Raw genomic sequence first — 19,020 nt, forward strand, 5'->3', positions numbered from 1 at the left:
GGATTTTTTATGCTTCACGTTGTCCTATTCGAACCTGAAATACCGCCAAATACCGGCAATATTATTAGGCTTTGTGCCAATACAGGTTTTCATCTTCATCTTGTGGAGCCTTTGGGTTTTGACTTTGATGATAAGCGGTTACGTCGTGCCGGCTTGGATTATCATGAGTTTGCTGCGGTTAAAATTCACCCTGATTTAGAAACTTGTCTGGCTGAAATAGAGCCGAGAAAGGTTTGGGCGTTAACGACAAAAGGTAAAACTTGCTACACCAAAGCAGATTACCAAGCGGGTGATGTTTTGTTGTTGGGTCCAGAAACGCGAGGTCTGCCTGTTGAGGTGAGAGAGAGTTTCCCTAGCGAACAGTGGTTGAGAATGCCAATGAAAGAGGCGAGTCGCAGTATGAACCTTTCAAATGCTAGTGCTGTCGTTGTTTATGAAGCGTGGCGCCAATTAGGGTTTGAAGGCGCTATCGATAGTTAGTTTTCAGAGCTGTTCTACATATAGATACTTAATTGTTGCCATAGCGACTATAGTGAAAGGAACTACATGACGGTCAGTAATTCTATGCAGCACGCTTTTATAGTGACAAAGATTGAAGCTTACTTAACCGAGCAGGCGGGCGAGGTTTTTAAACTGCATGTTACCGACTACAGGGAGCGTGCAGTATGGCTGTTAGGTCGGCTCGATCAGCAAGTAAATATCCAAACACTTAAGAATCAACAGCTTCCGGTAGTTCTGATCTCCGATCAATTAGAGTCTGGTAGTGAAGGTCAATTTCTTATTCCAGCAAGCTCGCTTGTAAGTATTGTGCCTTTGCCAGCAACTTCATTACAGCAGGTCCTTGAATTAGGCCGTGCTGATGAAATTCTGCAAAGTCTTTCCTTAAAATCATGCTAGAATGCGCTACTGATTAATAAATGTACAGTTAAGAGTGTTGTTCGGAAAGCATATGTGGAAAAAATATAGCTCCCTTTTTCTTGGGAGTTTTTTAGTTTTGATCTCTTCTTTGACTCATGGAGCGAATCATCCAGAAGAGGTGACGAGTGTCTGTAAACAGGTTGGTAAAAAACTAGCCAGTGTTTCTGTTAATGAATGTTTAAGTAATCCTTATCTCCCTCCTCGTTTTTATTCGGTTCAAGGCCGTGCAATTTTAGAGGCGCACTTTCAGGCTTCAGAAGAAAATAAATATGCGCCAAGGGTGCTATTTATAGGTGGTATTCATGGTGATGAGTACTCAAGTGTTAGCGTAACCTTTAAATGGCTTAACACCTTACGTAAACATCATAGTGGTGCTTATGATTGGTATTTCTTGCCGGTTGTGAATCCGGATGGTTTGTTGCAGCGTAAGTCGAGCCGAGTTAATGCGAATAAGGTCGATTTGAATCGAAACTTTACCCCAGCGCCAGAATTTCCCGAGCCTTTAGCTCATTGGCAAAAAAGTGCGAAAAAGCGTTTGCGCTATTTCCCTGGGCACGCGCCTTTGAGTGAGCCTGAAAGTCGTGTTATCCATAATTTGATTGATGAATACAAACCGACGGTTATTGTCTCTGTACATGCACCGCACGGAATTTTGGACTTTGACGGTGGTATTCAACCGCCGCGTAAACTTGGGCCGTTGCACCTACGTCAGCTAGGGACATACCCGGGTTCTTTAGGCAACTATGGCTGGTTTGTTAAGAATATACCTGTGGTGACCATTGAGCTTCCATACGCTGGAATCATGCCGCCGAAAAAGGATATTGATAAGATGTGGACAGATTTGGTGCGTTGGTTGAAGTATAAATCGAAACGTAACCGCAGTGAGCTGGCTACATCTGAATCATCTAAATAGATATATTCAAAAACAAAAAAACGGAGCGTAACGCTCCGTTTTTTATGCGATAACGTTCAGCTTAGTGCTGAGCTTCGCCCTGTGCTGCTTCTTGCTGAGCTTGAGCCATCTGCTGAGCATATAGCGCATCAAAGTTTACCGGCGCAAGCATTAGTGCAGGGAAGCTAGCTTTAACAACCATTGCGTCAATTGCTTCACGTGCATATGGGAATAGGATGCTTGGGCAGAACGCACCTAGTGTGTGGTGCATCTCTTGCTCGCCTAGACCCGCAATAGAGAAGATACCTGCTTGTTGTAGTTCAACTAGGAATGCAGTTTTGTCTTCGTTTTTAACAGTAACTGTTAGCGTTAGAGTTACTTCAAAAGCGTTGTCACCTAGCTGAGCAGTTTGAGTGTTCATCTCTAGGCCAACTTCTGGCTGCCAAGGGCTCATGAAAATTTCAGGAGCGTTTGGAGATTCAAAAGAGGCATCTTTAATGTATACGCGTTGTACCGCAAACTGAGGTCCCTGCTGTTCTTCTTGGGACGCTGTGTTCTGATCGTTCTCAGCCATGATTTATCCTTATTTTTAAAAATTAGTTTGCACTAAGTAGGGTGTCGAGTTTGCCTTGGTGTTCAAGGGCAAACATATCATCGCAACCGCCAATAGGTGTTTCGCCGATAAAAATTTGCGGCACTGTGTGACCTCCACTGAGCTCAGTCATCTCACGACGCTTTTCAGCATCGCCGTCGACTTTTATCTCAGCGTAAGGAATGTTCTTATGATCCAATAGCATTTTTGCTCGGATACAGAAGGGACACCACGCGGTTGTATAGATGGTAACTTCTTTCATTGTGATTATTACTTAACAATAGGAAGGCTTTGGCCTTTCCATTCGGTCATGCCGCCAGATAGGCGCACTGCATTTTCAAAGCCTTCAGCTTTAAGTTTGCGAGTAGCGGCGCTCGCTGCCTGACCTAAATTACATACAACGATAATCGGGCGTTGTTTGTACTTAGTTAGCTCGTCCATACGACGATCTAAATCAGAAAGAGGGATGTGCTTTGCATTGGTGATATGACCTGTTGCCCACTCTTTTTTAGGGCGGATATCAACGATGATCGCGTCTTCTTTATTGATTAGGTTTGTTGCTTGCGCCGGAGTAACGGCTTTGCCTGCTTTACTACGTTCATAAAGAACGAACATCACTAGAGTTAAAAGCCAAGCACCAACCAAGAATGGGTGGTTGCCGATAAATTCGATAAATTGATCCATTTCTAATCCAAATAAGGTCTTACCTGAAGACCATTAAAAACTGTTGATCGACGATTGAGGAGCAATAGTATACCTCGCGATTTTTGACGGTATAAGGGGAAGATACGGTGAAAATGATTATTTAGTGGCAATTATTCTGCATCGGGCCTTCAATCGTTAGCCTTAAAGGGGCTTTCCAAGTAAAATTGGCGGCAATTTTATAACCGTTGCAACAGAATCCTACAGATATGACACAAACGCGCGCGACAAAAGCTTTGATCATCCTTGATGGTTACGGTGTAGAAAGTTCTGAATCTTCAGCAATTCAGGCAGCTAATACCCCAGTATGGGATGCACTACTGGCAGATAATCCAAATGCTCGAATCGAAACTTCAGGTATGGCTGTTGGCTTGCCGGATGGACAGATGGGTAACTCAGAAGTTGGCCATATGAACATTGGTGCAGGGCGCACGGTTTATCAAAACTTCACGCGTATCTCCAAAGCGATTGAAGATGGTGATTTCTTCGATAACGAGACGCTAGTGAATGCGATGGATGCTGCCATTTCGCAAGACAAAGCGGTTCACATTTTGGGCTTGTTATCTCCAGGTGGCGTGCACAGCCATGAAGAACATATCTTTGCGCTGTTAGAGATGGCTGTTAAACGTGGTGCGAAAAAACTTTATGTTCATGCCATTCTTGATGGTCGTGATATGCCGCCACGTTCTGCTGAACCATCGATTCAACGTACAGAAGAGAAGCTAGTCGAACTCGGTGTGGGTTCCATTGCTTCTGTAGCAGGCCGTTATTTTACAATGGATCGTGATAACCGTTGGGATCGCGTGCAGAATGGTTACGATGCAATGACTGTCGGTCAAGCGCCTTGCAAAGCTGAATCTGCTATTCAAGCGCTGAATGAAGCTTATGCACGTGATGAGAACGATGAATTTGTTCAAGCAACAGTAATTACTGATGCTGCTGGCGAAGCGAAAGGCCTAGTTGCTGATGGTGATGCACTAATCTGCGCGAACTTCCGTCCTGACCGTGCCCGTGAAATCACTCGCGCATTTACTGAAGGTAGCAGCTTTGACGGTTTTACACGTGAAAAAGCACCAGAGTTAGCTGCTTATGTAATGATGACTCAGTACGCATCTGATATCGATGCTGCCTGCGCTTATCCTCCGCAAGCTATTCGAAATGATCTCGGTGAATACCTATCTGGTTTGGGCAAAACTCAACTGCGTATTGCTGAAACTGAAAAATATGCTCATGTGACTTTCTTCTTCAATGGTGGTCAGGAAGAAGTTTACGAAGGTGAAGATCGTATTTTGGTTCCTTCTCCAGATGTTGCAACTTATGATTTGCAGCCTGAGATGAGTGCGCCGGAAGTGACTGAAAAGTTAGTTGGGGCGATCAAGAGTGGTAAGTATGACCTGATCGTTTGTAACTATGCGAACGGTGATATGGTTGGCCATACCGGTAAATTTGATGCAGCTGTTAAAGCTTGTGAAGTTGTTGATGATAGCGTTAAACAGGTGCTAGAAGCGCTTCGCGAAGTTGGTGGTGAAGCATTGATTACAGCTGATCACGGCAATGTTGAGTTGATGGTTAACCCAGAAACAGGGCAGCCTCATACATCTCACACGATCTGGCCAGTAGCGTTGATTTACGATGGTCCACGTGCAGAAAATCTTAAGCTAGAAGACGGTGCGCTTTGTGACCTAGCACCAACTCTGCTTTCGTTGATGGACATTGAAGTGCCTGCTGAAATGACAGGCAGATCTTTAGCATCCTTCTAAAGAGGCTTTAAAAAGGGATAACTCGTTTATCCCTTTTTATTTTGTGCAGAATAATTATGGTGCGATCTTTACCTGCCTTTATTTTCATACTGTTAAGCTTACTTGCGTCATCTGTGGTGCTAGCAGAGGACAAACAAGCATTAACTGAAAAGCAGATAAAGCAGCTCAATTCACGTATAGCTTCCTTGCAAAAAAACATGCGCTCGCAAGAGGGCGAGTCTCGTGAATTAAGTAAAGAACTCCGTGACAGTGAAGTCAAAATTGGCAAGTTAGCCCGTCAGATCCAATCACTGGATAAGCAATTGAGTGGTCTTGGCTCTCACGCTGATACCCTTGAAAAGAAGCGAGATGCTTTAAAAGTCGAGCTTAAGAAACGTTCTGAACTAATCGCTAAACAGATAGCCCAGCAGTATAAAATGGGCAACCAAGCGCGCCTGCAGCTACTGCTCACCCAGCGAGACCCTGAAACTTTAGATCGCGCTATTCGCTATTATGACTTCGTGAATGAAGAGTTGCGCCAGGACCTAATTCTTTTCAAAACCAAACTGGCGGATCTTTCCGGAACTGAATTAGAGTTAACCGATACCGAGCAAAAAATGGTCCTCAAGCGCGAAGAATTGCGTAAAGAGGTCACTGCTCTTAGGGCCTCCCAAGCAAAGCGAAAAGATACCCTTGCTAGGCTAACACAAGCCCTCTCCACAGATAAAAAGAAGCTTAAACAACTCAAACTGGACCAGAAGCGTTTGCGTGCGGTGCTGACTGAAATTGAGAAAAGTTTAAACTTCGCCACGCTTGTTAAAGACGATAAAACCTTTAAACAATTAAAAGGTAAGCTGCCTTGGCCGTTAAAAGGTAAGGTAAAGCAGAATTATGGTACTGTCAGAAATAATATCCGCTATGATGGAATCTGGATTCAGGCGTCAGAAGCTCAGCCTGTAAAAGCGGTTCATCATGGGCGCGTAGTATTTTCAGATTGGCTTAGAGGTTATGGTTTAGTATTGATTATTGATCATGGCTCCGGTTATCTGAGTTTGTATGGTTATAATCAAAGCTTGTTATTAGAAACAGGCGACTGGGTAGCTGCGGGTGATACGATCGCAACGGCAGGGCAGAGTGGGGGCCGTACTCAAACAGGTCTTTATTTTGCGGTTCGTTATAAAGGTAAGCCGAGTAATCCAAAAAGTTGGTTGAAGCGCTAACATTATTAGGGAAGAAATTATGAAGTCAGTTTTATGTTCGGGCGGGTTCAAACGTACCTTGCTTGGTATGGTTGTTAGTACGCTTGTCTCTTTCCCACTTCACGCAGCTGATCCGAAGCCTGCAGATACACCAGCTGTTACAGACGAAAAAGTATTACCTCTAGATGAACTTCGATTATTCACCGAAGTGTTCCAACGAATTAAATCCTCCTATGTTGAGCCTGTGGATGATGCGCGTCTGCTTGAAGATGCTCTGCGAGGCATGATTGCAGGGTTAGATCCTCATTCTGCGTATTTAGAACCCGATGAATTTGAGAGTCTGCAAGCCAATACCAGTGGTGAATTTGGTGGTTTAGGCATCGAAGTAGGCTCTGAAGATGGCTTTATTCGTGTTATCACGCCAATTGATGATACGCCCGCTCAGCGTGCTGGGGTTAAAGCGGGAGACTTGATTACTAAGCTGGATGATACACCAGTACAAGGTATGCCTCTCAGTGAGGCTGTAGAGCTGATGCGTGGTAAGCCTGGCAGTAAACTCATTCTCACGATTGTGCGTGAAGGCGAAGAAAAGCCGCTAGAAATTGAAGTTGTACGAGACATCATCCAAGTAGCGAGCGTTAAGAGTCGTATGTTGGATGAGGGTTTCGGCTACTTGCGTGTATCCCAATTCCAAGTGGATTCAGGTAAAGAAGTTAACAAACACCTTAAGCGCTTGATGAAAAATGAGCTGAAAGGTGTGGTGTTGGATCTGCGTAATAACCCGGGTGGTGTTTTACAAGCCGCTGTGGATATCAGCGATACCTTCCTAAAAGATGGATTGATCGTATATACCAAAGGTCGTTTAGCTGAATCTGAACAGCGTTTTAGCGCGACTAGCGATACTTTACTGCCAGAACTTCCACTTGTTGTCTTGATCAATGGAGGTTCTGCATCGGCTTCAGAGATCGTCGCAGGCGCGCTTCAAGATCAAGAGCGTGCGGTAATTATGGGAGTCGATAGTTTTGGTAAAGGTTCGGTTCAAACGGTTCTGCCTTTAACAAAAGAGCGTGCGCTGAAAATCACTACGGCTAGATACTACACTCCTAATGGTCGTTCTATTCAGGCACAAGGCATCAAACCAGATATTGAGGTTAATGATGCTGAGTTAACCTTACGCGAAGGTGGTCCTGAATATTTGAAAGAAAAAGACCTAAGTGGTCATCTTGAAAATGGTGAGAAGAAGGCTGCGGAAGAAGCGAAAAAAGATAATCTTGCAGCAAGGGATTATCAGCTGTACGAAGCTTTAAACTTACTAAAAGCTCTGGCGATAGTGCGTAAGTGATATGCAGTTTTTGAGACGGATTTGCTCAGCGGTTATCACTCTTGGTGCTTTAGTTAGCCCAAGTTATGCCGACCCAGTATTCACGGATAACCAGCCGGTGATGGCAATTGTTATTGATGATATTGGTGATAACCGTAAAAAAGGTTTGGCTGCGATCAACCTACCTGGTGCGATTACCTATGCATTTCTGCCCCATACCCCACACTCCTATGATTTAGCAGAAATAGCATACAAGCAGGGAAAAGAGGTTATATTGCATGCGCCAATGCAAAATAAAGCCGGACTTCGTCTAGGGCCTGGCGCGTTAACTGAGCAGTTGTCTAGGCAAGAGATTCAGCAGGTATTGCATAATAGTCTTGATTCGATCCCCCATGTGGTTGGAATGAATAATCACATGGGAAGCCTTCTGACTGAAAACCGTCAAAAGATGAAAGAGATTATGGCTGTGGCAAAGCAGCGTAATATCTTCTTTATCGATAGTGTGACAACGGGTCGTAGTGTGGCTTGGAAGGTGGCCCATGAGCACCAGATTCCCTATCTAGTTAGGGATGTTTTTTTAGATAATAAGCAGAATTGGAATTATATCCACAACCAGTTCAAGCAAGCTTTAAGTTTAGCTGTGACTCAGGGGCATGCTGTTGTAATAGGCCACCCTTATCCGGCAACTGTTGAGTATTTGTCTGAAGCACTGCCGATTCTTGAGCAACTTGGCATTCGTTTAGTGTCGGCGTCTGAGTTGCTTAATATTCGATCTCGTACTCAGTTGCTAATGGCTCAACCGAAAGTGGAGCCTTGCGATCGTAGCGAAGGGCACTGCCAAGCTTTACCGGTAGCGATTAAACATTAAGGCTTTAGATAGCCATTAATATTCCGATCCCATCCCCCGTCAGTTTTATCCCTACTAGAACTGTGAGCGTTTCGAATGCTCTTTTTATCAGCTGATTGCCTTGAGTAATGGCTAAGTGTGCACCTATAAATGAGCCGATAGTGGCGCCGATCAACAGTGCAGGTAACCATTCCCAACGAGGATCTACTTGTAGTGCTACGGTAATAGCGCCGGTGGAGTTCCAGAATAGGCCGACTAGAATCAAGACATAGGTAACGGCCGTTTTGTAGTCTAGACCGAACCAGCGAACGAGCCAGAGTGTTACAAATAAGCCAGTGCCTGAAGTCAAAGAGCCGTTTAAGGCGCCAATAACGAACAGTACACCGCCCCCAATGATAAGCCCTAACCGATCTCTGTTACGAGGTTCTGCGGTAAGCCCAAGAGCCTTCTTACGAAACGAATAGATGCCCAATCCAACCGTTAACAGGCCTAAACTGAATATGGTCCAACCTTCTGGGATATCGATGATGATATCCGCCCCGATAACCACACCGGGCAGGCCGCATAGCAATATAAATCCACAGAATTTATAGTCCAGTTTGCCTTCACGCAGATGCCTAATGGTTGCACCAATACCTAGTGCTACGCTGGCGATTTTATGGGTGGCTAGTGCTGTATTGAAACTTAAGCCAAGGAATAGCAGTACGGGGAGTTGCAGTAAGCCTGCTCCGCCTCCGGCCATTGCTGATAAGGCATTAGCGAAAAATGAAAGAACAAACAATCCGCCGTGTTCAATAAGTTGATCCATAGTTGTGCTGGTGGCCCCGTAGGAATAAAAAAGGGGAAGCTAGCTTCCCCTTAAAGAGTCATTGTGCCAAACGTCAATTAGGCTGGACGGAAAGCGCCGGCAGCAATTCGCGGCCATTGCTCGCTCCACTGCTCTGTTGGTGTTTTGCGAAACTCTGTTCGTACAAATTGACGGATACGGCCTTCGCAGCACGCAAGCATCAAGTTGGCAGTTGCTCCAGCTGTTGTTTCAGTACGTAAGCCTTCTTTGACTTCTGCTTCGCGCAAGATCTGTTTGATCTGTGTTTCTAAGCGTTCGAAGAACTGATTGATACGCTGTCTTAGGCGATCTGTTTCACCGGTTAAAGCATCACCTGTAAGCAGTCGTGCCATGCCTGGATTACGTTCAACAAATGCTAATAGCAAAGTAAGTACTTGCTCGCATTGCTTGATTGCGCTCGGTTCAACTTGAGTTATCGCAGTAACACGACTAAACACTGTATCTTCAATAAAGCCGATTAGGCCTTCAAACATGCGTGCTTTACTTGGGAAATGGCGATAAAGCGCAGCTTCTGATACACCTACTTCTTTAGCGAGGGCAGCAGTCGTAATTTTTTGCCCTGGGTTTTCCAGCATGCGAGCAAGGCTTTGTAAAATTTGCTCGCGGCGGGATACTTTGACTGTTTCGCTCATGGTTCGTCCTTATCCGCGGTTGGTGATCAGTGTACCAACACCTTCATCGGTAAAGATTTCTAGCATGCAGGAGTGCTCTACACGGCCATCAATAATATGAGCGCTGTTTACGCCGCTTTTTACTGCGCTTAATGCACAACCGATTTTCGGCAGCATACCACCGTAGATAGTGCCATCTTCAATTAGATCATCTACCTGTTTGGTTGTTAGGCCAGTTAGGATATTACCGTCTTTATCCATCAGACCTTCAATGTTGGTCAATAGAATCAGTTTTTCTGCTTGTAGTACTTCAGCAACTTTACCGGCAACTAAGTCAGCATTGATATTGTAAGATGCGCCATCTTCACCCACACCAATCGGTGCAATCACTGGAATGATGTCGGAGTTAACCAACATGTCTAGCACTTTCACGTTAACGCTTTCGACTTCGCCTACGTGGCCAATATCAAGAATTTCAGGTGCTTCCATCTCAGGTGTTTTATGTTCAACACGTAGCTTTTTAGCACGTAGAAGTTGACCATCTTTACCTGTTAAGCCGATAGCTTGGCCGCCGTTATTGTTTATCAGGCCAACGATCTGTTTGTTTACCGCGCCGCCCAATACCATTTCGGCAACATCCATCGTTTTGGAATCGGTTACACGCATACCGTTGATAAAGTGTGATTCGATTTTCAGATCTTCTAAAAGTTGTCCGATCTGTGGGCCGCCTCCGTGAACAACGATTGGGTTAATACCAATCAGCTTCATCATCACAATGTCACGGGCAAAGCTGTTTTGTAGCTTTTCATCAATCATGGCGTTACCGCCATATTTGATGACAATTGTTTTGCCGACAAAGCGCTGAATATATGGCATAGCTTCGCTCAATACATGAGCGGTAGTCATGGCATCTTTACGTGTTAGAGGCATAGTCTTTCCTTAAAATTATTATATGAGTGCACGCGATTTAATCGGTGCACTCCTGCCGTTTGGGCTTTATTCGTGAGGGATAACGAGACTGCTATCCACTTCATGTAGCTTTTGCTCGAAATCGTTCCGGATACGCATTAACGCATCGTTTGTTTCTGCTTCAAAACGAAGAACAAGCACAGGTGTAGTATTGGATGCGCGAACTAAGCCCCAGCCATCAGGGTAGTCGACGCGTACACCATCAATATGGTTAGCAGTACCGCCTTCAAAGTGCTTTTTCTGAAGGGCTGCGACGATATCGAATTTGTTTTCGTCGGTAACCGTGATGTTTAGTTCTGGTGTGCTCACATCTTCAGGGTATAGAGCGAATAGCTCTTCAACGGTTTGATCTGTATTCGCCAAAATTTCAAGCAGACGCGCTGCACTGTATAGCGCATCGTCAAAACCGTACCAACGCTCTTTAAAGAAAATGTGACCACTCATTTCGCCGCCAAGCATTGCGCCGGTTTCTTTGATCTTTTGTTTGATCAAAGAGTGGCCTGTACGCCACATAGTCGCTTTACCGCCAGCTTCGGTAATTACTTTGGCAAGTAGGCGTGAGCATTTTACGTCGAAGATGATTTCTGCGCCTGGGTTACGCTTAAGGATCTCTTCGGAGAACAACATCATGATACGATCTGGATATACGATATTACCTTCGTTAGTAATTACGCCTACGCGATCGCCATCACCGTCAAATGCTAGGCCCAAATCCGCACCTGTTTCTTTTACCTTCGCGATAGCATCGATTAGGTTTTTCGGTTTACCCGGGTCTGGGTGGTGATTAGGGAAAGTACCATCGACTTCACAGTAAAGTGGGATAATCTCGCAGCCTAATTGTTCAATCAGCTTAGGCGCTAGTTCAGCCGGAATACCGTTACCGCAATCGACAACGACTTTTAGCTTTTTATCTAGTTTGACATCCGAAAGGATTCGCTCAAGGTAGCTTTCTCGGATGTCTAAATCGCGTTTTAAACCTTCACCTTCTGAGTAGTTTTGCTCAATGATACGTGTTTTAAGGGCTTGGATCTCATCGCCGGACAATGTGTGGCCGTCGATCATCATCTTAAAGCCGTTGTAATCAGCAGGGTTGTGACTACCCGTGATCATTACACCTGTGCATTGACTATCCTGATGTGCTGCGTAATAAAGGGTAGGGGTTGGTACATAGCCGGTATCTATAACTTGGCAGCCACCATCCATTAAACCTTCACTAAATAGTTGTTTAAGGTGCGGGCTGGATAAGCGGCCATCGGCAGCCAAATTAACGTTTTCAACACCTTGTGATTTTGCTTCGGCAGCAAAAGCTCTGCCTAGGTGGTAGACCGTGTCATCTGTTAAAGCGGAACCGACAATGCCTCGGACATCGTAAGCACGGAAAATTGCATGGTCTAGAGAGTTTAGAGGGTAACGCATGTTAATCCTTTAATATTCACAAAGTTTGAAATCCAAAATAAGTTATGCAGTTTCGATCTCTTTTTCCGTTACTGCACTTCCATGATACTGAGCTGCAATCTTTTCGATCAGCTTGCTGGCTAACTGACGCTTAGACGCTTGGGGTAAGGTTTCAGTTGTTGTCGCTGAAATAACCGTAACCGCATTTTCGTCGCTGTTAAAACCAATATCTGAGCGAGAAACATCATTTGCGATGATGAGATCTAGGTTTTTACGCTCAAGCTTGCTTTTGGCGTAACTGATGACATCACGTGTTTCTGCAGCAAAACCAACCGTAAATGGTTTTGGTGAACTATTCGCTACAGTGGCAACAATATCTGGGTTTTTAACCAGATGAAGTTCCATGATTTCCTCTGAGCCTTTCTTTATTTTATGTTCAGCTATAGCTGTAGGGCGGTAGTCCGCTACTGCTGCCGCCGCGATGAAGATGTCGCATAGAGAGAGATCTTCCAGAGAGGCGTTAAGCATCTCTTCGGCGCTTTCCACTGACGTTCTGCCAATGCGAGCCGGTGCAGGAAGATTGACCGGGCCGCTAATCAATTTAACTTTAGCACCCGCTTCCATTGCAGCTTCTGCAAGAGCGTAGCCCATTTTTCCTGAGCTATGGTTGGATATATACCGCACAGGGTCTAATGGTTCACGTGTAGGACCTGCGGTAATAAATACGGTTTTACCTGTCAGGCTACCCCGGTCAAATTGGGTTGCTGTTAGCTCTGCTATCTCTGTCGGTTCTAGCATGCGTCCTGGGCCAGTATCGCCACAGGCTTGCTCACCTACACCTGGTCCAAATAGTTTGAGGTCACGAGATTTCAGCGTTGCTGCGTTCTTTTGTGTGCCCTCGTCACGCCACATCGCTTGATTCATTGCAGGGGCTAAGCAGATAGGTGCATCTGTCGCTAGGCAGATCGTTGTTAGTAGATCATCGCCTTGGCCAGATGCTAATCGAGCCATAAAGTTAGCACTTGCTGGCGCAATCAGGATCAAATCAGCCCATTTAGCTAATTCAATATGCCCCATGCCCGCTTCTGCCTCGGCATCCAGAAGATGCTGGTGGACGGGATTGCCTGAGAGTGCTTGTAAAGTCAGAGGGGTAATGAACTCGGTTGCAGAGGCTGTCATTACAACGCGAACTTCAGCACCGGCTCCTTTGAGGATTCGAGTTAACTCTGCGCTTTTATAAGCTGCAATACCGCCGGTGATTCCAAGAATAATTTGTTTGTTAGTAAGTCTCTGCATACTGGCTAACTACTGTAATCTTTGCGTTTGTAGCGTCGGTAATCTAAATGACGCTGAAATAAAAAGGATCGATACCATACCATTTTCGAGTAAAGTTTCGTAGATTGTATAGCGTTAAATTAATGCAATTCATCAAGGATGATGACTCTTCTCACGGTTTGAATGCCTGTGCTCCGTATGAGGTAAATAGAGAAGAGATAAAATGGAGACCTCTTATGTCTATTACGCATTGGCCAGAAGCCGAACGGCCTCGGGAAAAACTTTTGCTTCAAGGCGCCGCTTCGCTGTCAGATGCCGAACTATTGGCTATCTTTTTACGAACTGGGGTTAAAGGAAAAAGTGCAGTTGATCTGGCTCGCGATCTATTAACTACATTTGGTTCTTTACGCACGCTTCTAGAAAGTGATCAAAAAGCATTTTGTGCTGCGCATGGCTTAGGTTCTGCGAAATTTGTTCAATTGCAGGCCGTTTTGGAAATGAGCCGTCGGCATCTTCAAGCATCTATTGAAAAAGGAGATGCGATGGAGAGGCCAGAGCAGGTGAAAAACTATCTGGCTTCGCAGCTGCGCCATTATCAACGGGAAGTATTTGCCTGTCTCTTTCTGGATAACAAACACCGCGTACTTAAATATGAACCATTATTCTTTGGCACGATTAACGCAGCGGCAGTGTATCCCCGCGAGGTTGTCGCAAAAGCATTGGAACATAATGCTGCCGCGGTCATTCTCGCTCATAATCATCCTTCGGGAGTAGCAGAACCAAGCATGGCTGATCAGCACATAACTGAACGGCTTAAAAACGCATTGGAGATGATCGAGGTGAGGGTTTTAGATCATATGATAGTTGGTGATCTTGAGATTGTTTCGTTTGCTGAGCGGGGATTATTATAAAAGTTATTAAGTGCTGGTGAATGTGTATGCTCTTGTGTATAATTCGCGGCCTTCTATCCATACTCCGGTACGGTATCTTGTCTAGTTACGGGACGCTCCGCCTGAGAAACGGTTTGGACTCTGGAGAGTACAGAGGTTTTTCCTTACGCCGTTTCAATAAAAAAAGAGAATAAAGGATAGATTCGTAACCCTTAATTTTAAAGGCTTTATAATATGTCTAAAGTTTGCATGGTAACTGGTAAGCGTCCAGTTACAGGAAACAATGTTTCCCACTCACAGCGTAAAACACGCCGTCGTTTTCTTCCAAACCTGCACTGGCACCGTTTCTGGGTAGAAAGCGAAAACAAATTCGTACGTCTACGTGTTTCCTCTAAAGGTATGCGTATCATCGACAAAAAAGGCATCGACACAGTTCTAGCTGAAGTTCGTGCTAACGGCATCAAAGTTTAAGGAGCTGAATCATGGCTAAAGGCGCACGCGAAAAGATCAAGCTAGTTTCTTCTGCTGGCACAGGTCACTTCTACACTACTGACAAAAACAAGCGTAACACTCCTGAAAAGATGGTGTTCAAAAAGTACGATCCAGTAGTTCGTAAGCACGTTGAATACAAAGAATCTAAGATTAAATAAGATCTTACTTTCTATAAAAAAACCCAGCCTAGGCTGGGTTTTTTATTGTCTGCGGTTTAGCAACCGCAGATTAATCTGCGGTTGCCTTAGGGTGGTTAATTAACTGTAAACTCTCTTCAGCGAAACCGAAGCCTGCTTCTGTATAGAAGTTAAATACAGTGTCAATACCGCCATCTACCAGTTGTTTATGTTCATCTGGGAAGCGAGCAATCGCTGCTATCTCTCCAGGATAATTAGCACTATGTAGCTGTTCAGTGATGTTTAGGCTGTCTTCAATTGACGGTAGTGCCAATAAGACCAACTTGATGTTTTTGACATCCATGTTGCACCAAAGGTCTGCATCCTCACCATCACCATAGAAGACGTGAAGCCCTTTTTCTTGGAATTTTTGGATTCGGCTTCGATCAGCATCCATCCCCCAGACTTTGTCCCCAACAATGCTATGTAGGGCATTGAAAGCGCCTTTGCCGACACGGCCAAGTCCGATTACCAATATTTCAGAGTCTTTTGGCTGAACAAAGATATCGCTTGGAAGTGGTGTGTCTGATTCGTAACTTTTAATCTTTTCTTTATGACGTAAATAGAAAGAGTGGGCAGAGCGATAGACAACACTGGTCAGGATAAATGACAGGGATACAGCAAGAGCAAGAATGACTAGCCACTCTTTGCTTAACCAGTTGTTTTCAACACTAACGTAAGCGACTATAAGGCCAAATTCACTAAAGTTACTAAGCGCCAAAGCGCATAGGTATGAGGTGCGGCCGCGTAGGTTCATGCGGGTGAAAATTCCAAAGAACATGATGTATTTCAATGGAATTAGAACCGCAAGAATGGCAGCCATGCCAATCATTGACCAGTCAGGTAAAGCTGTGAACCCTATAGATAGGAAGAAGCCAATCAGGAATATATCTTTAAAGCTTAATAGGGACTTAGTTAACTCACTGGCTTTAGGGTGAGTGCTCAGTAGCATACCGAAGATCAGTGCCCCTAAATCCCCTTTCACGCCTACTAATTCAAAGAGCTCATAGCCGCCTAGGGCTAGGAAAAAACCTGCCAAAGGTAGTAATTCACCATGACCAGCACGCATTAGTAAATGATTCAGCAAAGGTCGAACGAAGACTAAACCGAATAAGCCTAGAGCCCATATTGATGGGATCTTCCCGGTTGCTGCCACAAGGAACAGAACGGCAACAATATCTTGCATAACCAAGACGCCAATGGCGAGTTGACCATGTCTGGTTTTCATTTCGCCGCTTTCTTCTAAAAGCTTCACGATGCATACAGTACTGCTGAAGCTAAGGGCGAAGCCGATCAATGCGGCAGATTTAAAGTCTAGATCTGAAAAGTACGGAATTGAAAGGGTTGCGAGCAGTAAAAAAGCGGAGCCGGCTAAAAGTGTCCACAGAGTCATATGGGACAGAGTGCTGGCCCAGACTTCTGTTTTTAATAGGTCTTTAACATTTAACTTCAGGCCGATGGTGAAAAGCATCAATGTGATACCTAGATCAGCCAAGGTTTGTAAACTATCTACTGGTTCAACACCAATAAAGTGCAGGAAGAAACCTGCAAATAGGTACCCTATAAGAGGGGGCATCTCAATCAATCGCAGTGTATAACCGCAGACGAATGCAAATAAGATCCAGATAAAATCCATTGAGTACAAATCACCTTACTAAATTAGACCTAGAATGTAGCATAGCTTGACTAACGTCGGCATTGAGATAAGCCCTTAATTCATTGATTTTATGTTAGTCTAAGCGTTCAATGTTGAATTGCAGTTGAAATTCATGCCTGAGTTGCCAGAAGTAGAAACGACCTGTCGAGGCATTAGCCCTCATATTAATCAGCAAAAAGTAACCCGTCTGTTGGTTCGAAATCCTAATCTTCGTTGGCCAGTTCCTGATTTTTTAGCGGACGAGATAGAAGGGCAGGTGATCGAGTCTGTTGGTCGCCGCGGAAAATATATTCTTCTCAAAATATCTACCGGCGAAGTGATGGTGCATCTGGGGATGTCAGGTAGCTTAAGAATTGTTGAGCAAGATGAGCCAGTACTTAAACATGATCATGTGGATTTCTGTTTTGGGAATGGTAAAGCTTTGCGGTTAACGGATCCGCGTCGCTTTGGGTTGGTATTATGGCAACCGCTTAATGAGCACCATGAGCTGCTATATAAGTTAGGCCCAGAACCTCTTAGTGAGCAATTTGATGCTAAGCATCTTCATGCGATCTGCTCTGGACGTAAAGCGGCTATCAAACAAGTTATTATGGATAGTAAGGTTGTGGTTGGGGTTGGAAATATCTATGCAACCGAAGCGCTCTTTCTATCAGGTATCGATCCGAGGCGAGCAGCCGGTAATATTTCTTATGAACGCTTAGCGTGTTTAGTTGAGAATATTAAAAAAGTGTTGGCTGCCGCGATTGAGCAAGGTGGCACTACGCTGAAAGACTTTGTTGGTGGCGATGGTAAGCCGGGTTACTTTAAGCAAAAGCTCAATGTTTATGGGCGAAAGGGGGAGCCTTGTGTACAGTGTATGGCTCCATTAATAGAAGTGCGCTTGGGGCAGCGCTCCACGGTGTTTTGTAAACACTGCCAGCGATAAGTTGAGTTGATTATGAGTGTTCAAATCAGACCGCCTATATTGTCCCAAGAAGGATGTAGCTTACGTGTTGATCTACGTGACAAGCTGAATTTAGAGCAATTTTTAAAACACCGTACAGCTTTTTGTGTCGGTGAAAGTGCTGTTCATTGTGAGTTATATGAATACGCGCCAGATGCACCAACCATTATCTTTCTGCCGGGAATTGGTACCTACTGTGAACTCTATGCAGAGTTGTTGTGTAAGTTATCTCAGCAAGGGTTTAATGTTATTGGTGTAGATCCTCTAGGGCATGGCTATTCAGGCGGTTCTCGAGGTCATTACACTGTAGATGAGATGTGTAATGCTGTATCAGACGTTTTAGATGTATTGCAGCAGCGCTTTAAGGGCCCATTTGGTGTTTACGGATATTCAATCGGTGCATTGCTTGCTGTTGCAGCAGCTGAAAAGGATGAACGTCTATCTACAGTCCTTTGCGGGACGTTATTGGTACCTGATTTAGCCCCTGATTTAACCTATAGAATGGGTTGGAACTGGACATGGGCATCTTCCTTGATGCTACCAGGGTATAAAGTGCCATTAAAATCTTTCGTTGATTTTGAGCAGTTGTTAAAGGGGCATCCTGCAGGTGCCGCAATTAATAATGATCCATTAATTGTTTTTGATTACCCTCTTAAAACATTATCTAGTCTGTTTAATCATCGTTGTAATATTGTAAATAGAGTGCATCGTTTCTCTGCAGCGATTTTGCATGGCGATAAAGATGAAGTGTTGCCCGTGAGTTATTCTCAGCGAGTGATGAATTATTGTGAGCAGCCTATGGAATTGCTGGTAATGAAGCGCCAAGGTCATATGGTGCCTTTGTTGCAGCCTGACCTAGTTGTGACCATGGCCGCGCAATGGTTTGAGCAGGAATTTTCTAAAGAGATGGCTGCTGCAGTTTTGTAATTGAACTGTCAAAAAGTGTTCATTGAGCTGTCACCTAGTACTTCCATCATCTAAAAGCATGATGAAAGTATTGGGAGATACTGACAATGAGTGCTATTCGATTAGTAACAGCGTTTGATTTACTCACCTTTAATTGGTGTTTAGGCCTTCCTAAAGCGGCTCAAATTGCTTCGGTAAGTCGGCAAGTTTCTCGATTGGGTGACGGTGTTTTATACCTGTTCATTGGTTTTGCCCTTGCCCTTTTTGAGCAGCAGTTCGGCCTTTTGTTTTTGCTGGTGGGTTTATTTGCTTATGCCATAGAGCTGCCACTCTACCTTATTCTTAAAAATACTATAAAGCGTGATCGGCCTTGTGATTCGTTGCCGTTTGAAGCTTATATAGTCCCGTCTGATAAATTTAGCTTCCCATCTGGTCACTCTGCGGCTGCGTTTGTATTTGCTTCTCTAGTCGCGCATTTTTATCCTGAATTTTCGGCTGTTTCCTATGTTTTAGCTGTTGCTATAGGTATGTCTCGGGTTCTTCTTGGTGTGCACTATCCAACAGATATTTTAGCGGGAGCTGTGCTGGGCTTAAGCTGTGCAGCTACTGCTATTACGCTTATTCCCTTCTTATCTTTGATGGTGTGAGC

General features: G+C 44.6%; 22 protein-coding genes. 13 read left to right on the forward strand and 9 right to left on the reverse strand.

The features are described from left to right. The first annotated feature begins 9 nt into the window (after positions 1–9). The 3 genes from trmL to ACMXYN_RS03220 all read left to right on the forward strand — a co-directional run bounded on the left by trmL (position 10) and on the right by ACMXYN_RS03220 (position 1,831). The gene (gene trmL, locus ACMXYN_RS03210) at positions 10–480 is read left to right on the forward strand and encodes a tRNA (uridine(34)/cytosine(34)/5-carboxymethylaminomethyluridine(34)-2'-O)-methyltransferase TrmL (RefSeq protein WP_415893469.1); all 471 of its coding nucleotides are present in this window, start codon (positions 10–12) and stop codon (positions 478–480) included. A 66-nt stretch (positions 481–546) separates the two neighbouring features. Further along, on the forward strand, positions 547–897 hold the full coding sequence (locus ACMXYN_RS03215; protein ID WP_415893470.1) for a hypothetical protein: 351 nt from the start codon (positions 547–549) through the stop codon (positions 895–897). A 97-nt stretch (positions 898–994) separates the two neighbouring features. After that, positions 995–1,831 (forward strand): M14 family zinc carboxypeptidase, encoded by an 837-nt coding sequence (locus tag ACMXYN_RS03220; protein WP_415893471.1) that lies wholly within the window; start codon positions 995–997, stop codon positions 1,829–1,831. Positions 1,832–1,892: 61 nt separating this feature from the next. On the opposite strand, the gene secB is transcribed toward ACMXYN_RS03220, so the two are convergent. Genes secB through ACMXYN_RS03235 form a run of 3 tightly spaced genes read right to left on the reverse strand, consistent with a single transcriptional unit; the run spans position 1,893 to position 3,086 of the window. After that, positions 1,893–2,384 (reverse strand): protein-export chaperone SecB, encoded by a 492-nt coding sequence (gene secB, locus ACMXYN_RS03225; RefSeq protein ID WP_415882196.1) that lies wholly within the window; start codon positions 2,382–2,384, stop codon positions 1,893–1,895. Positions 2,385–2,406: 22 nt separating this feature from the next. Beyond that, on the reverse strand, positions 2,407–2,664 hold the full coding sequence (grxC, locus tag ACMXYN_RS03230; RefSeq protein ID WP_415893472.1) for a glutaredoxin 3: 258 nt from the start codon (positions 2,662–2,664) through the stop codon (positions 2,407–2,409). 8 nt (positions 2,665–2,672) lie between these two features. Next, complete coding sequence (locus tag ACMXYN_RS03235) at positions 2,673–3,086, reverse strand: rhodanese-like domain-containing protein (RefSeq protein ID WP_415882194.1); 414 nt, start codon at positions 3,084–3,086, stop codon at positions 2,673–2,675. A 227-nt stretch (positions 3,087–3,313) separates the two neighbouring features. Between ACMXYN_RS03235 and gpmI the strand changes: the two genes are divergently transcribed. The 4 genes from gpmI (at position 3,314) to ACMXYN_RS03255 (ending at position 8,231) form a co-directional block, all read left to right on the forward strand. Continuing rightward, the gene (gene gpmI / locus ACMXYN_RS03240) at positions 3,314–4,864 is read left to right on the forward strand and encodes a 2,3-bisphosphoglycerate-independent phosphoglycerate mutase (RefSeq protein ID WP_415893473.1); all 1,551 of its coding nucleotides are present in this window, start codon (positions 3,314–3,316) and stop codon (positions 4,862–4,864) included. Positions 4,865–5,061: 197 nt separating this feature from the next. Continuing rightward, positions 5,062–6,063, forward strand: a complete 1,002-nt coding sequence (locus ACMXYN_RS03245; RefSeq protein ID WP_415893474.1) for a murein hydrolase activator EnvC family protein — start codon at positions 5,062–5,064, stop codon at positions 6,061–6,063. 19 nt (positions 6,064–6,082) lie between these two features. Next, positions 6,083–7,384, forward strand: a complete 1,302-nt coding sequence (locus tag ACMXYN_RS03250; RefSeq protein ID WP_415893475.1) for a S41 family peptidase — start codon at positions 6,083–6,085, stop codon at positions 7,382–7,384. Between the two features lies 1 nt (position 7,385). Then, on the forward strand, positions 7,386–8,231 hold the full coding sequence (locus ACMXYN_RS03255; RefSeq protein WP_415893476.1) for a divergent polysaccharide deacetylase family protein: 846 nt from the start codon (positions 7,386–7,388) through the stop codon (positions 8,229–8,231). A gap of 4 nt (positions 8,232–8,235) precedes the next feature. On the opposite strand, the gene ACMXYN_RS03260 is transcribed toward ACMXYN_RS03255, so the two are convergent. The 5 genes from ACMXYN_RS03260 to coaBC form a co-directional block, all read right to left on the reverse strand. Beyond that, positions 8,236–9,018: a sulfite exporter TauE/SafE family protein gene (locus ACMXYN_RS03260; RefSeq protein ID WP_415893477.1), complete on the reverse strand. Its 783-nt coding sequence runs from the start codon at positions 9,016–9,018 to the stop codon at positions 8,236–8,238. Between the two features lie 77 nt (positions 9,019–9,095). Beyond that, on the reverse strand, positions 9,096–9,689 hold the full coding sequence (slmA, locus tag ACMXYN_RS03265) for a nucleoid occlusion factor SlmA (RefSeq protein ID WP_415889073.1): 594 nt from the start codon (positions 9,687–9,689) through the stop codon (positions 9,096–9,098). 9 nt (positions 9,690–9,698) lie between these two features. Beyond that, the gene (argB, locus tag ACMXYN_RS03270; protein WP_415893478.1) at positions 9,699–10,598 is read right to left on the reverse strand and encodes an acetylglutamate kinase; all 900 of its coding nucleotides are present in this window, start codon (positions 10,596–10,598) and stop codon (positions 9,699–9,701) included. A 66-nt stretch (positions 10,599–10,664) separates the two neighbouring features. Then, positions 10,665–12,053: a phosphomannomutase/phosphoglucomutase gene (locus ACMXYN_RS03275; RefSeq protein WP_415893479.1), complete on the reverse strand. Its 1,389-nt coding sequence runs from the start codon at positions 12,051–12,053 to the stop codon at positions 10,665–10,667. Between the two features lie 42 nt (positions 12,054–12,095). Beyond that, a complete protein-coding gene (gene coaBC / locus ACMXYN_RS03280) occupies positions 12,096–13,328 on the reverse strand; it encodes a bifunctional phosphopantothenoylcysteine decarboxylase/phosphopantothenate--cysteine ligase CoaBC (RefSeq protein ID WP_415893480.1) in 1,233 nt (410 codons plus the stop codon). A gap of 215 nt (positions 13,329–13,543) precedes the next feature. Here coaBC and radC point away from each other — a divergent pair, with 215 nt between their 5' ends. The 3 genes from radC (at position 13,544) to rpmG (ending at position 14,847) form a co-directional block, all read left to right on the forward strand. Next, positions 13,544–14,218, forward strand: a complete 675-nt coding sequence (gene radC / locus ACMXYN_RS03285; protein WP_415893481.1) for a RadC family protein — start codon at positions 13,544–13,546, stop codon at positions 14,216–14,218. A gap of 213 nt (positions 14,219–14,431) precedes the next feature. Then, complete coding sequence (rpmB, locus tag ACMXYN_RS03290) at positions 14,432–14,668, forward strand: 50S ribosomal protein L28 (protein WP_415882183.1); 237 nt, start codon at positions 14,432–14,434, stop codon at positions 14,666–14,668. Positions 14,669–14,679: 11 nt separating this feature from the next. Continuing rightward, positions 14,680–14,847, forward strand: a complete 168-nt coding sequence (rpmG, locus tag ACMXYN_RS03295; RefSeq protein ID WP_007023004.1) for a 50S ribosomal protein L33 — start codon at positions 14,680–14,682, stop codon at positions 14,845–14,847. Positions 14,848–14,917: 70 nt separating this feature from the next. Here the strand turns inward: rpmG and ACMXYN_RS03300 are convergent, their stop codons facing one another. After that, positions 14,918–16,501, reverse strand: coding sequence for a cation:proton antiporter (locus tag ACMXYN_RS03300; protein ID WP_415893482.1), 1,584 nt, complete (start codon positions 16,499–16,501; stop codon positions 14,918–14,920). Between the two features lie 133 nt (positions 16,502–16,634). Between ACMXYN_RS03300 and mutM the strand changes: the two genes are divergently transcribed. The 3 genes from mutM to ACMXYN_RS03315 all read left to right on the forward strand — a co-directional run bounded on the left by mutM (position 16,635) and on the right by ACMXYN_RS03315 (position 19,018). Next, on the forward strand, positions 16,635–17,447 hold the full coding sequence (gene mutM / locus ACMXYN_RS03305) for a bifunctional DNA-formamidopyrimidine glycosylase/DNA-(apurinic or apyrimidinic site) lyase (RefSeq protein WP_415893483.1): 813 nt from the start codon (positions 16,635–16,637) through the stop codon (positions 17,445–17,447). Between the two features lie 12 nt (positions 17,448–17,459). Then, positions 17,460–18,392 (forward strand): alpha/beta hydrolase, encoded by a 933-nt coding sequence (locus ACMXYN_RS03310; RefSeq protein WP_415889065.1) that lies wholly within the window; start codon positions 17,460–17,462, stop codon positions 18,390–18,392. Between the two features lie 86 nt (positions 18,393–18,478). Further along, complete coding sequence (locus tag ACMXYN_RS03315; protein ID WP_415893484.1) at positions 18,479–19,018, forward strand: phosphatase PAP2 family protein; 540 nt, start codon at positions 18,479–18,481, stop codon at positions 19,016–19,018. The last annotated feature ends 2 nt before the right edge of the window (positions 19,019–19,020 follow it).

The sequence above is a fragment of the Neptuniibacter sp. PT8_73 genome (assembly GCF_047778045.1).
Taxonomy (GTDB): Bacteria; Pseudomonadota; Gammaproteobacteria; order Pseudomonadales; family Balneatricaceae; genus Neptuniibacter.